Origin of the sequence: Bacteroides sp. 3_1_23 (genome assembly GCF_000162555.1) — a bacterium.
GTDB classification, from domain to species: domain Bacteria; phylum Bacteroidota; class Bacteroidia; order Bacteroidales; family Bacteroidaceae; genus Bacteroides; species Bacteroides ovatus.
On record NZ_GG774949.1, the window covers coordinates 1,515,998 to 1,529,896 of the forward strand.

The 13,899-nt window shown below is 40.7% G+C and carries 11 protein-coding genes and 2 tRNA genes; 5 read left to right on the forward strand and 8 right to left on the reverse strand.

Going from position 1 to position 13,899, the window contains the following annotated elements:
- Positions 1-80 precede the first annotated feature (80 nt).
- Both HMPREF9010_RS18645 and HMPREF9010_RS18640 read left to right on the forward strand, forming a co-directional pair.
- The gene (locus tag HMPREF9010_RS18645) at positions 81-1,457 is read left to right on the forward strand and encodes a sigma-54-dependent transcriptional regulator (RefSeq protein WP_004318225.1); all 1,377 of its coding nucleotides are present in this window, start codon (positions 81-83) and stop codon (positions 1,455-1,457) included.
- A complete protein-coding gene (locus tag HMPREF9010_RS18640; protein ID WP_008647579.1) occupies positions 1,454-2,725 on the forward strand; it encodes a sensor histidine kinase in 1,272 nt (423 codons plus the stop codon). Before HMPREF9010_RS18645 ends, HMPREF9010_RS18640 begins: the two co-directional genes overlap by 4 nt.
- Before the next feature lie 63 nt (positions 2,726-2,788).
- Here the strand turns inward: HMPREF9010_RS18640 and HMPREF9010_RS18635 are convergent, their stop codons facing one another.
- Positions 2,789-2,983, reverse strand: coding sequence for a hypothetical protein (locus tag HMPREF9010_RS18635; protein ID WP_004303066.1), 195 nt, complete (start codon positions 2,981-2,983; stop codon positions 2,789-2,791).
- 712 nt (positions 2,984-3,695) lie between these two features.
- Between HMPREF9010_RS18635 and HMPREF9010_RS18630 the strand changes: the two genes are divergently transcribed.
- From HMPREF9010_RS18630 to HMPREF9010_RS18620, 3 genes are all read left to right on the forward strand, one after another.
- Positions 3,696-3,770, forward strand: a tRNA-Pro gene (locus HMPREF9010_RS18630).
- Positions 3,771-3,807: 37 nt separating this feature from the next.
- Positions 3,808-3,882: transfer RNA gene (locus HMPREF9010_RS18625), tRNA-Pro, on the forward strand.
- A gap of 122 nt (positions 3,883-4,004) precedes the next feature.
- The gene (locus HMPREF9010_RS18620; protein ID WP_008647583.1) at positions 4,005-5,216 is read left to right on the forward strand and encodes a tyrosine-type recombinase/integrase; all 1,212 of its coding nucleotides are present in this window, start codon (positions 4,005-4,007) and stop codon (positions 5,214-5,216) included.
- A gap of 48 nt (positions 5,217-5,264) precedes the next feature.
- Here the strand turns inward: HMPREF9010_RS18620 and HMPREF9010_RS18615 are convergent, their stop codons facing one another.
- The 7 genes from HMPREF9010_RS18615 to HMPREF9010_RS18585 are packed head-to-tail and all read right to left on the reverse strand — an operon-like array spanning position 5,265 to position 13,842.
- Entirely contained in the window at positions 5,265-5,771 is a 507-nt protein-coding gene (locus HMPREF9010_RS18615) for a hypothetical protein (RefSeq protein WP_008647588.1), read from the reverse strand.
- Positions 5,768-6,262 carry an N-acetylmuramoyl-L-alanine amidase gene (locus HMPREF9010_RS18610; RefSeq protein WP_008647590.1) on the reverse strand — a complete coding sequence of 165 codons (495 nt, stop codon included), beginning with the start codon at positions 6,260-6,262 and terminating at the stop codon, positions 5,768-5,770. Before HMPREF9010_RS18610 ends, HMPREF9010_RS18615 begins: the two co-directional genes overlap by 4 nt.
- Positions 6,259-6,645 (reverse strand): hypothetical protein, encoded by a 387-nt coding sequence (locus tag HMPREF9010_RS18605; RefSeq protein ID WP_004303222.1) that lies wholly within the window; start codon positions 6,643-6,645, stop codon positions 6,259-6,261. Before HMPREF9010_RS18605 ends, HMPREF9010_RS18610 begins: the two co-directional genes overlap by 4 nt.
- Before the next feature lie 27 nt (positions 6,646-6,672).
- Positions 6,673-9,039 carry a collagen-like protein gene (locus HMPREF9010_RS18600; RefSeq protein ID WP_004303223.1) on the reverse strand — a complete coding sequence of 789 codons (2,367 nt, stop codon included), beginning with the start codon at positions 9,037-9,039 and terminating at the stop codon, positions 6,673-6,675.
- 14 nt (positions 9,040-9,053) lie between these two features.
- Entirely contained in the window at positions 9,054-12,884 is a 3,831-nt protein-coding gene (locus HMPREF9010_RS18595; RefSeq protein ID WP_008647592.1) for a hypothetical protein, read from the reverse strand.
- Entirely contained in the window at positions 12,877-13,563 is a 687-nt protein-coding gene (locus HMPREF9010_RS18590; protein ID WP_032852476.1) for a hypothetical protein, read from the reverse strand. The genes HMPREF9010_RS18595 and HMPREF9010_RS18590 overlap by 8 nt, the downstream gene beginning before the upstream one ends.
- A 6-nt stretch (positions 13,564-13,569) precedes the next feature.
- Positions 13,570-13,842 (reverse strand): hypothetical protein, encoded by a 273-nt coding sequence (locus HMPREF9010_RS18585; RefSeq protein WP_008647594.1) that lies wholly within the window; start codon positions 13,840-13,842, stop codon positions 13,570-13,572.
- Positions 13,843-13,899 lie beyond the last annotated feature (57 nt).

Below are 13,899 nucleotides of genomic sequence, written 5' to 3' on the forward strand. Positions count from 1 at the left end.
CAAAATTAGTGCGCAATCGCACACACAACACATGAGATTTATCCATATCTTTGCTCCCGGAGTTTAAATGGATAGAAGATATGGAAGAAGTCAACAAATTAGGAAAGATACTCATAGTAGATGATAACGAGGACGTGCTCTTTGCCCTCAACCTCCTACTGGAACCGTATACGGAGAAAATAAAGGTGGCTACTACCCCCGATCGGATCGAGCATTTCATGACCACCTTTCATCCCGATCTTATCTTATTGGACATGAATTTCAGCCGGGATGCCATCAGCGGACAAGAGGGATTTGAAAGTCTGAAGCAGATATTGCAGCTTGACCCACAAGCTATTGTTATTTTTATGACTGCCTATGCGGATACGGACAAGGCCGTCCGGGCCATCAAAGCCGGTGCTACCGATTTTATTCCCAAGCCTTGGGAAAAGGATAAATTGCTGGCTACGCTTACTTCGGGTATGCGACTGCGTCAGTCACAGCAGGAAGTCAACATGCTGAAAGAGCAAGTAGAAATTCTTAGCGGGCAAAATGCTTCGGAAAATGATATTATTGGAGAGTCACCGGCCATGCAGGAAGTGTTTGCCACGATAAATAAACTAAGTAATACGGATGCCAATATACTGATTCTCGGAGAAAACGGTACGGGAAAGGATGTGATTGCCCGACTATTATATCGTTGTTCTCCACGATACGGCAAACCTTTTGTCACGATTGACCTGGGAAGTATACCCGAACAATTGTTTGAGAGTGAACTGTTCGGTTTCGAAAAAGGCGCTTTCACCGATGCCAAGAAATCAAAAGCGGGACGAATGGAAGTGGCGACCAACGGGACTTTGTTTTTGGATGAAATTGGCAATCTTTCACTTCCTATGCAGTCTAAATTACTGACTGCTATCGAAAAAAGGCAAATCAGTCGTTTGGGAAGTACGCAAACCATTCCCATCGACGTCCGTTTAATATGTGCCACCAATGCTGATATCCGTCAGATGGTGGAAGACGGGAATTTCCGTCAGGACTTATTATATCGTATCAACACGATTGAAATACATATACCTCCACTCCGTGAACGCGGCAATGACATCATCCTGCTTGCCGAACACTTTCTGAACCATTATGCCCGCAAATATAAAAAAGAAATGCACGGACTGACACGGGAAGCCAAAAACAAACTGCTGAAATATGCATGGCCTGGAAATGTGAGAGAACTTCAACATACGATAGAACGTGCTGTAATCTTGGGAGACGGCTCCATGCTAAAACCTGAAAACTTCCTTTTTCATGCGACACCTAAACAGAAAAAGGACGAAGAAATGGTACTGAATCTCGAACAACTGGAACGGCAGGCCATTGAGAAAGCGCTCCGGATCAGCGACGGAAACATCTCCCGTGCTGCCGAATATTTAGGGATTACCCGTTTTGCATTGTATCGCAAACTTGAAAAATTAGGCTTATGAAACGATTTGAGTTCAAAGTAGCATTGCACATCTTAATTATTTTTCTGCTTTCTATCGGCAGTTGTCTGCTGTATCAAAGACAGTTATGGTTCAGCACTACCGTCTGTATTCTCTTTTTGATAGGTGCCGGTATGCATCTCTACCGAATACAGTTCAAGCAAATCACCTTGTTACGACGATTGACGGATGGACTTCGCTACAACGATATGACGCAGAATCTTCATCCGCCTTTCAAAAATAAGATGATGGATGAGTGGGCACAGGAGCTTTCTAATGCATTGAAGGACTTTCGGGGAAAGTTATTGGCAGAGGAAGTCAAGTATCAGTATTACGAGAGTTTATTAAATAAAGTAGATACTGTCGTACTCGTAACCGATGCTTCCGGGCACATTGAATGGATGAATCAGGCTGCAGTGGCCCATCTGGGGCAAATATCACAACTACCGGACGTACTTCAGGAGGCTTCTATCAGCAATGATATGTCCATGATCCGCATCGAGCAGAATGGTATCGTTCTGGAAATGGCTATTTCCTGCACCACATTTGCTACACAGGGGAAGAAACAGCGGTTAATCAGTCTGAAGAATATTCATTCTGTACTGGAACGTAATGAAATGGAGGCCTGGCAAAAGCTGATTCGTGTATTAACACACGAAATCATGAACTCCATCACTCCTATTATTTCTCTTTCGGAAACGTTAAGTGAAAGGGGAATCCCCGAATCACTCGGAGAAAAGGAGTATTCTGCTATGTTGCAAGCTATGCAGACTATTCACAGAAGAAGTAAGGGATTACTAGGATTTGTGGAGAATTACCGGCGACTGACACGAATTCCGATACCTGTCCGTACTAAAGTATCTGTTGCAGAATTGTTTATGGACTTAAAGAAATTATTCCCGGAAGAGTATATTCATTTCGAAATGCCTGCATCTGATTTATTTTTATATGTAGACCGGGCACAGATAGAGCAAGTGCTTATCAACTTGTTAAAAAACGCCCGCGAAACATGCGAGCGAAAAATAGATAAAGAGATACAGATAAAGTTTTTCTCTAAAGACAACCCGACATTAACAATATCTGATAATGGCGAGGGAATTCTAACAGATGTTTTGGACAAGATTTTCGTTCCTTTCTTCACCACCAAAACATCCGGTTCGGGCATCGGATTGAGCCTGTGCAAACAGATCATGACTTTGCATGACGGAAGTATTAACGTAAAATCAGAAATAGGGAAAGGAAGCTGTTTTATTCTTACTTTCCCTAAATGAGAACCACCGAAAGCCTCCCGAATCCTTTAATACGATGATTAGTCTGGGTAGTAGAGGAATTACTTATCCTCTACTACCCAGACTATTTGTATCGGGATTTAATTCCTTAACAGCCTCTTTGACCGCTTTATTAGTTGGCTTGCGATATGCTTCCGCTTGTTGAACGGGGACAATCTCATTCACCATTCTTTCATATCCTTTTTGCTCTAACAAGTGCACTTCTTTTTCACCTGTTTCTTTTTGTTTTCTTGTTTTCATAAGGCTTTTCATTTTAAAATTCTTATTTATAAAACAGAAAACATCGAAAGATAGTTCATACTCACAGATAATTTATGTACGGGGCAACCACCCCCAATATACCATTATGAGCTTGTTCACTCCGGTACAGTTATGAGCAATTTAATATTCTTTCTCTATAATAGGCACAATTCTTCCATCCCCTTCACTCTTCCTCTGTATCACCGATTAACAGGGAGTTTTCAGGTGAAGAGCCGTTCTTTCACCTTCTTTTCATCGTGAACAAAATCAAATAGCCGCTTACCCTGATTACATCATTGAGCAAGATTAGTCAAGCTATTTCGTTATTAGTTTCAACCCCATTTGAAACTAAAAGTTTCACGCCTTGAAACAAAGTGTTTCTCACCGAGAAACGAAGTGTTTCAAGGATTGAAACTATTTTTGAAACCTAATCGCTTACAGGTGAAGAGGTGGTGAAGTTGTTGCCCTTCACCCGCAAACTCCCTATTCATCGAAGAGACAGAGAAAAGGTGAAAGAGGAGATGAAAAGATGAATTACGATGTCCGATGATACTTCTAATCTCTGACAAGAAAAAAAAGTGAGACCGCAAAGTGATGAGATTCAAGGTATTGAGAAATAATAGGTAAAAAACATTCGTTTAGCTATTGTTAATTAAAAAATACTCCCTATCTTTGCACCGCTTTTGAAAAGAACAACCCTTCAAAAAAGTAGCGGGGTGTAGCGCAGTCCGGTTAGCGCACCTGCTTTGGGAGCAGGGGGTCGTGGGTTCGAATCCCGCTACCCCGACTACAAAAAGACAGAAAGGGTTATTATAAAAGCACTTCGGGATGTAGCGCAGTCCGGTTAGCGCACCTGCTTTGGGAGCAGGGGGTCCCAGGTTCGAATCCTGGTATCCCGACAAAATTAAAAGAATATCAATTAGTTACATACAAAAATATATTCTTTTTAAGTCGATCTTCAAACTGTCTATAATTGTCTTTTAGTTGGTAAATCGTCAATATACAATTAAAAGTAATTATTATGGCAAAACAAAAGTCTATTGTCATCCTACCGCGGCTAAAAGATTGTGGTGGCGATTTGAGTAAAACATGGTTCGTAGAGTATTCATGTCGTAATCCTCAAACAGAAGAAATGAAACGTTTCCGGGTCTATAATGGTTTTGCAAAATTAAAGACCAAAGAAGAACGTTACGCATTCGCAGAAAAAATCATAAATGAGATTAAGGAAAAGTTCACTAAGGGAGAAATTCCATTCTTAGGAAAAGAAGTCAGCTATAACGATGAACTATTATATCAGAACATAGCTAAACGATGGGGTAATGAAAGAAAAGGTTTTGTTGGTATACGCACATACCTCTCTGATTTCTTAGCAATAAAAAAAGTAGAAGTAATCCCCCACTCTTTTCAGACTTATAAATCCAAACTACGCATATTCTGTGAATGGGTGGAACAAACTGGTTTAGATAAGCAAAGTATTTGTTTTTTCGAACAGAGTTCAATATGCGAATTTCTATGCTATATTGTAGAAAAGCATGGTGTAAGCCAAAGAACAGTAAAAAAGTATGCTCAAATATTACATGGTTTCTTCGATTATTTACTAAAAGTAAAAAGAATTATAGATACTAATCCCGTACATGACATACCCAATATGGGAACCATTAAGGATGAAGCAGCCAAACCAATTCCTGACCGAGAACGTCAGCTACTATCAATGTACATAAAAGAACATGATCCTCAATTATGGTTGGTGTGTCAAATGGAATATTATTGTGCAATCCGTCCAAACGAATGCAGACAACTACAAATCGGAGATATAGACTTTGACAATCACATTATAACAGTCCCCAAAGATATCAGTAAGAATCGACAGACAGAATCGGTAAACATTCCACGCCAACTATATGATTATATATATAAGATATTGAACCTTGATATGCATCCCAAAGATTTTTATATATTCTCTCACAATGGTGTTCCTGGCAAAACTATGTTAGGAAAGAATAATTTTAGATTTAGATTTGATAAAATACGTGATCGTCTCAATATTTCACCTCAATACAAATTATACAGTTTCAAACATACAGGAGGGGTAAAACTTGTAAATGAAGGTATTGATACTTGGGAACTTCAACGTCACTTTCGTCATAAATCTATTGATACTACAGAGCGATATATTAGAAGAAACTTTGCTGTAAAAAGCGATAAAATAAGAAATGATTTTCCCGACATCTAACATACAACCTACAACCGGAAAGAGGCAGCTCCATGCCGCCTCTTTTTATTATTTATTTCGACCATATACCACCCATATAACAACAATCATTAGAGTGATAACAAGGTACACTTTATTTTTATGCAAATCCCACCAAGAAAGTTCAATTATTTTTTTTCTCTGACTCAATATAGCATTAACCTTACCATTCAATGAATCTAATCTATTAGAGAACTGTTGCAGGGTAATAGACAATGTTTCATAAACTTCAGTCCGTTCTTGTTCCTGCTTGGAAGCGGTGGTAGTACTTTCTTTGACCGGGTATTGCTTTCCTGTTGAATCTGGAGCAGACAAGTAAACTGTCGTATTTTCAATTTTTAGATCACTCAGCCTTTCAGTAGTAATTTTGGTCTGTCTATTCACGTCCATCTTTAGAGACTCAATCATGTTTCTCTGGTATTGGAATTCTCCGGAATAGTCCACCTGCTTCTCCGTCTCCATATTCCGGGAAGCCTTGCAGGAACTTAACCATATTGCTGACATCAGCAATATGATAATGTATATTATTCGCTTCATGGCCGAATCACTGTATTGCGAAGAAAATTAGAAAACTCGGAGCGCACATCGAAGCAGGGGCATGCTTTGATAAATTCAGCAGGTTCAACTTCCCCACTGCCGTCCAGGTCAGGCGAAGTATCTCGATGTCCGAGAAGTTCGATTATAGGATACTCCTTGCAAAGCTTTGCAACTAATTCCCGCAAACTGGCTTTTTGAGCCGTAGTCCGTGTATCTGCAGGCTTACCGTTTGCATCCAGTCCACCGATATAACAGATTCCAATACTGTGCTTATTATACGATGTAGTAGAAAACCCCTTCGTGTTGCAGTGCGCCCCGTCTATGGATAGTGGTCGTCCATTCTCCACCATTCCGTCCAAGTCAATGACGAAGTTATAACCAATCTGATTGAATCCCCGATCCCTGTGCATCCGGTTAATGTCTTTAGCACGTAAATCTTGTCCGGCACGTGTGGCCGAGCAATGAATAATAATCGAATCAATAGTTTTCATTTCTTTTCCTCCTTATCTTTAGTTATTGTAACTCTACGTGGTGGAATACGACGACTACAGTCATTATCAGGTCGATCACAACGATTATGTTCAGCATCCTTCAACTGTAGTTCCAACTCGTGACATTTATGTATCCAAATTAATTTATCATTCTGCTCATTACGTAATTCAACATAGATAGCATCTATTTTCGTGTCACGCTGTGCAATACGATCCTCTAGCCAATCCACTTGTTTACGTTCATTCTCATCTTCCATAGAGTCAGCAGAAGCATCCTCTTTCCTTGCATCAGTCTTCCGGTTAACATAGAAGTTTACCATCCATTTGATTGCCTCAAATCCTCCCAAAGCACCAAGTATTGTTAGCCAGTCGTTTAGTTCCATATTATCTCTTACTTAAAAATCCATTGATTATATTGGATTGAGTTCTTCAGCAGTAAAGTCACTATAATTTTGAAGATACCATGACATAGAACCTGATGAAGAAACGCATCTTAATATTGCTTCTTTACCTGCTAAACGTAGCGAATATAATGTAGGACCAGTAGATAAATTTTTATCATAATAATTATAACCCGGAAACCGAATAGGAAGTCCATATTGAATTGTAATATATACAGCTTCGTGCACTTTGTGCAATCCGTTTTCCCTTGTAAATAGTCTAACTTCTGAACCATTAAGACCTTCTGTGGGAGAAGGGATAATTATTGTACTTATTGGTTCTATTGTATTGTTGCGGTATCCTATATAAGCATATCGATGTTTTTCTAGATCAAGCACATAAGTAGTTGATGGTTCAATATACATCGACGTGTAAGGTGTTTGCAATGCTCCACTTATACTTATGTTACCAATAGAATCCCATTTTAAATTTCCAGAGGCCAAATGCCCACTGCCATCTTGGTTTAATATTATTTTATCATTTGCTATTTTTATTTGTCCAGTGAATAAGTACTCCTTCAAAATTGGATCAAGTGCAAATACTATCTCATTATCCACAAGAGCAAATATACCTGTACGCTTCTCGCCAGTTATCTTATCGGTCAAACATTCCTTTCCTTGCACAATTCCAGTCAATTTTCCATCAGCGGATTTTGTACCCGAAAACATCTTGGGAGTAACAATATACTCTTCCCCTAATTCCGTTGCATAACCGTTCCACTTTTCTATCCATGGAAGAAGGTTTGCATCCTTACCCGGCTCCCCCTTCACTCGTATAGGATCACCCCATTCACCTGAATCCCCACTTTCTGATACTTTTTGAGAAATCCAAACAACAGATGCGGTTGAATTCGTATGCCAGCCATCTTTTGTCCCATCACCAACAGGGCGATCTGGTTCCTCTTTACTATCATTATATGTTATGTAAACTCTCATCCCATCTCTGCCGTCCGCACCGGATTCACCTTTCGCACCATCCACCCCGTCATTACCATCTGCGACCATTAATGCCCATGCCGTACCATTATAGATATAAACTCGACCGTTATCCGTATCACGATACACCCAATTCTTTTGAGGATTAGCGGGAGGAATTGAAGAATCTCCCTTCCAAACAATATCAAGACCATCCTTACCATCTTCACCGTTAACTCCGTCCAGACCGTTCTTACCATCCGAACCGTCAACAGTCATAACATACCAAGAATTATCCTGATAAACATAGCACTTCTTATCTGTTGTATTACGATAATACCAACCGTTTTTAGGATTATCAGGATGAGAAGAATATTCTCCTTTATACACCAAGCTAGCCCCATCCTTACCATTTACGCCGTCCGCACCGTCTATTCCATTGTATCCATCCTTCCCGTCTTGTCCATTTTTACCGTCGGCACCGTCTTTTCCCGGTTCGCCTTTCAAGTTTTCTTTTGCATCATCAGACAGATTATCCCAGGTGAGAACAACATCCTTCATAGTACATACGCACTTTTGATTTGATTCGTCCCATATCCACTCAATTGCTCCGCCGGCAATATGACCAGATTTGTCAGGTTTAAATAAGGCCGAACCGCAACCCAGCTCCGCAGTACCATCCGGATATATACAGTAAGCAATATTCCCCTTACTATCGACTCCCTTTATCATGCCATTCACACAGTAGAAGCCTTTCAATCCTCCACTTCCGGGTATGTCACCACCAACACGAACCTTAACCTTTCCTTCCCAATTCTTACTGTCAAGATCGAACATCACGTCAATGGCTGGTTGTCCTGTTTCGTCGGCATGCATATAGATGGCAGACTGGCGAGCTTTATTCTGTGAATTACCGAACTGGACCAGTTCATCACCTGCAGCGGGAACATTGAGAACATTACCGGATTCATCTTTATCAAATTCAGATAAAGGCACGTGTAAGGTTTTTGTTTCCACCTCAACCGATGATACTTCGACATGATAAAGTTTTGTCTTATCTCCTACGAATGTCTGACAGCGCACGAAGTCATGCGCAACAATGCTCACATCTTCATCCTCCAACTCGATAAGGTATTCTGTATCATCGCCAGAGATTTGAGCTGACTTTACTTTCCCGTGTCCTTGACTTATTGTTTGTGCACCGATTATCGCTCTAACTTTTGAGATCAACATTTCAAAAACAAGCATAGTCTCACGGACTACGATTGTATCAATCTCAAGTTTCCATTTACCTTTAACATACTCCCAAATTTTCCAACCATAGCCCGAAAAACCGGATAGAAAGGATTCTACGATCTTCTCACCCATCTTTATTCCGGATGAGATAAAGCCGACAATTGCTGAACTGGATAATCCTGCCATATTATAATTATTTATTAAGACAACTTAGTGAGTTCAATTAAATTTATGCCGGGCCTATAGTTTTGAATTGGTGAACCTTCCTGCCATGCCGCAAAATCGATATCTCCTTTGCTAGAAACGGTAAACTCAAATTCATTGTTATACTGGTTATTTCCTTTACCCGTGAAACCTACTGTTCCGACATTTGCCTTTGCCAACTGTGTTTCCCCGGCGAATACGCCATAATAAGAATTGACTCTGTATTTCTCCTCCAACAAGAAATTATTAGCAGGAGAATAAAGGATCCTCGCCTTATATTTTCCCGATGGAAGATTCAAAGAAAATCGTAACTTTCTGCTACCATCTGCAATATTATTCATGCATGCCTGACACATCTTAAACGTATCTGCGGGATATATCCCATCATCACTCGCTGTGGTATTAGTATTATAGTTATTAGTATTATTATCAGCAAAGACAGCATTGGCCATATATTTCCCCGAATTATAGTTTATATACCACGGCAATAAATTGCCTTGATTATCCTTTAGCTGTTTAGCTTCATATCCTTGATAAATAGCCATTGTGGATTGGTTTATAGTATCCCCGTTAACAACAGAATAATCTACATTATTATTGGTTGTGCCATTAAAAGCTATCAATGCTTTGACCGGAGACTCTGTCAGGCTGATAGAATCATTAACAACTCCTGACTCTGACAACGCATTTTTAACTTGTGCATACAAAGTCTTATTGCCTATTGCGGAGAACTTATAAGTAATACCATCCTTCCACTCCAACCAAGTAGCAGCTGTCACCCCTGCCGAAGTTTCAGCGAGTCTGTAATGTGTCGGAGTCCCCTGACTGATTTCAAATGAGACAGGCACAGTATAGCCGGCAAAAGATTCTTTTCCATCCGCCAGCGTTATTCCTCCTAACACAACAGGCTGTACCACCAAAATCGAATCAGATTTGATTGAAGATTCCGTAGTCTCATTTCCGACTTGTGCATATACTGTCAAATTACCATCTGCGATTCCCGACTGATATTGAACTGTTGAACCACCCCACACAATCCAGTCTGCACAGTCGGACAAATCCGCCTGCTTGCCGATCTTGTATTTAGTAATGGTATTCAGCGTCTCAAACTTAACCGATACAATACCGGAGTCCGTACTGGCATCACCATTGTTGATAGTAATACTGTTCAACCGTGCCGTAACAGTATCTATCAACTCGATGGCGGCTGATCTGGATACCGTTTCAGTAGTGGTATTTTTTAGTTTGGCATACAATATTTTGTTTCCATACGCTGCTGATAATTGCACCATTGGATTTTCCGAAAATTCCACCCATGATGCACCTGCAAATGATGAACTTTCAGAAATCATATAATGAGTCGGGTATCCGGCATAACCAAATGCCACATTCACATTCCTTTGTATCGTAGAGGCGGCCCCGTCATTAATAGTGATGCTGTTAAGGGTCAGTGTCGGCTCAAGCAAGGTTATTCCGTCGGATAACGTTCCGGTTTCCCCGTATACGTTCTTCAACTTGACATAAACCGTTTTCGCGTTGAATCCTTCTGATAATTTAAATGTCGGGGTCGCGGTATATTCCACCCATGACGCTCCGGCAAATCCGGCATTCTCACTGGCCATGTAGTGAGACGGCGCCTGTCCGCTGTAGGTAATGTTTAGTGTTACATTCCGGTCTTGAGTGAAATCCTGTCCGGAATTAATAGTAAACGATTCGAGTACAGGTGGAGAAACCCATTTATTGATTCTCACCAGATAAGGTTCTTTCAATCCCGGTTTCAACATCTGAACAAAATAACAAGCGTCATCATACGCATACTCCGCATTATAATCTGCCTCAAATGATTCCACATACTTGTTCACCCGTTCCATCAACAACGAATTGAAGTCGAGGTTGACCAGCAGCTTGCCGTCATTCATAGCGAATGATGTTCCATACACATTGTCACCGGATGTTACAGACACTCCCTCCAAAGAAGAAATTCCTGATATAAGCACGGACAAATCCCTGAAAAAGAAATTAGCCCCTTTAGGCACATACATCTTATAATGAACTCCTGTATCCGTTACAGTTTTTACCGATAAAGTGTTTTCCCTCATATACCAGTATTCAAAGAACTCCTCCAATGTCGGGAACCAGAGGGAGTCAGTCCCGATGTCCCCGTAAAGCTCGTGTATCTTCCTTATCAATACGGCTTCCCAGTGTGAACTGCGGTGGGCTGAACCGATAAGCCAGTATATAGTGTTCCTGTCCGTTGCGGTATTGAATCCGGAGAGAATGTCCAACAAGTCCTGTGCGTACTGCGGATTGTCATTATCCGCAGTCATGTCATTCCCATAGGCGAACAGGCGTTCTACAGTCACGTCCTCTTTGCCCAATGAAAAGTCCGGTTTGAAAGGATACACCTTCCTGATGCTCGAATCTCCTGACTGGGCAGTGATCATCTGTACAGTGTCATTGCCACGGCAGAAACGGATATACTTATGATCCCCGTTCGGTTCGACCATCAGTTTGGGCACGCGTCCGACATATTCCCTGAACAACGCCACGGTATCCGACATGCACTTGTCAAACTCCTCCTGCGTGTTTACCGTATCAATGTCATAGCCAATCAGGTCATGGTAGGCGCACATGAACCCGAAATCGAAATAGAATTTGAATTCCTTCTCGGATGTCCATGGCCAGTGCATCCCTACATCTTGCCCGATATATTGGTCTTTCAGTTTATCTCCCCACGCTGACACGGTCGTAGCATACCGGTGTTTCACGCCCGCCCCGTCCGTGCATTGGGCAAAATGTTCCGGATAATAGCCGCCTGAAACATACCGGTCTAATTCGGGATTTCCCTGCATACCTAAATGGTAACTTAAAACACGTCCGTCTGCAAGGTTAAACTCCTTCGCAATCAGCCGTTTATTTATAGCAGAAAATATATACTGGTAGATGGAATAGCTATCGTCCGTGACATAGCTAAACACCATCTTCTTGTTATACTTCAAAGGTGGAATTTCCAATGAAACGGACTCCTTGTCTACTGTGTCCGGCAACTCGACGTCAAACTCAACCACGTCGCCGGAGAACTTGCAATATTGCAAATGAACTACTGCATTTATATTTCCTGTTTCTGACAGTGTACTTTTACAACGTATCTCAATACATGATTGCAGGCTCTCATTTATAAAACAACGAAGAATTTCGAAGTTAAACTGAAAAAAGTCTTTTGTAAGGCCAACCCCGGTGGAAGCTACAAATGATTCAACATTCATATAAGCTCCATAACCTAGTAATTCATCAGATACCACATAAACTTTCGTTTCTCCGGCAGTCTTTGGTAAGTTGGATAAAGATACTGATCTTTCATAAATATCCATCACTTCTCCATTCATATTATATTGACCGGCCAATTGTTCGGTACCGGAAATAACAAGAGGTTTTACCACTTTGTCGTTTAAATCCGAACTTAACTGATTATATAACGAACTCTGAATCTTCGATATTTCATCCGGAAACCGCTTATCCATATTAGCTACTGCAGCATCTGCCCGTGCTGCGCCATCCAGTGCCGGTTGTTTCAGAGATTGAAGCCATTCTTCTTCGCTTCCGGAAAAGCCATTATCAACAGCCTGCTGATACGCGCCTTTTCCTTGAGACGAAAGTTCATACCAATATATCCCGTCATCTGTTGGGACTACACCTGTTGAATCTTGTAAAGCTAAATATTTGGCATTTTTATAACGCCAAATATCGTTATATTCAACTTCTGTCTTATCGTTCCAGTCTCCTTTTGGAGCGATGGATATCTTGCCTAAATCTATATCATTAGCCATTTTGCTGCAATATTAGATGTCCATTAGTAACTTTGAATTGATTCTCATAATTATTTGTTGGTACACTTAAAATCAAGTGTCCGGTATGTACATTGATACCCATTGTTGGATAAACAATCACACCGTCTTTACCCTTCATTTTATCCATTCCGATCGTTTCCCAAACGATTCCGCCTTTCTGCTTTACAAGTACTACGTCTTTTGTATCAATAGCATCTGCTGTATCAGATACATTGTCCAATCCGCCTAAAGTGCCAGTTATCCCGTCGTTTACAGGTAACTCTAGTAATGCAGTAGATAATAAGTCTTCATCTCCAAGTTCTGTGATAGAATCCTCACCTAACTCTGATAATGAATCGGATATTTGAGATTGTAATTCTAATAATGTTTTATCAGAGCGTACAACCAAACCGTTGTTGGCTTGTATTAGCTCCTCTGCGACTAACCCTTTCAAGAACGTTATGATTCCTGCAGCCCGATCATTCTCTGTTTTGCTTAGTTTCTTTTCCAGCTCCTGCGCTATCAAATCGAACAATTCATCGACTGTCGTGAACTTACCTTCCAACTCCTGAAAGTTTACTCCAATCTTAGCAAAATTTCTTTGCAATTTGAGCCGTACATCACGTCCGGTATCATTCGCTCCGTTCCACGGGACTATATTTTCATAATTATTATCCATCACGCACTATGTAAGTTCTAATTCATTTCCATCAAATTCTAACAATAGAATTTGCCAGCACATTCCATATTCAAGAGTATCTGTATCTATAAAATTCAGCATATAGTCAGCAAAGCGATTTGTTTCTAAAGTGCTTTGTTTACGAAGTCGGGCATGCTCAACCTTGACTATACCCTGGCTTTTATTACGTTCATAACTATAACTCATAAAAGCAAATGAGAAAACTTCTCCCCGTTCGCTTTTCTCTTTCATTCGACGAATTGCTTCATATATTTCCATACTACAAAAGTACCTTCCAGATAAGCCTTAAAAAAGGACAATAAAAACCCCAAGTCC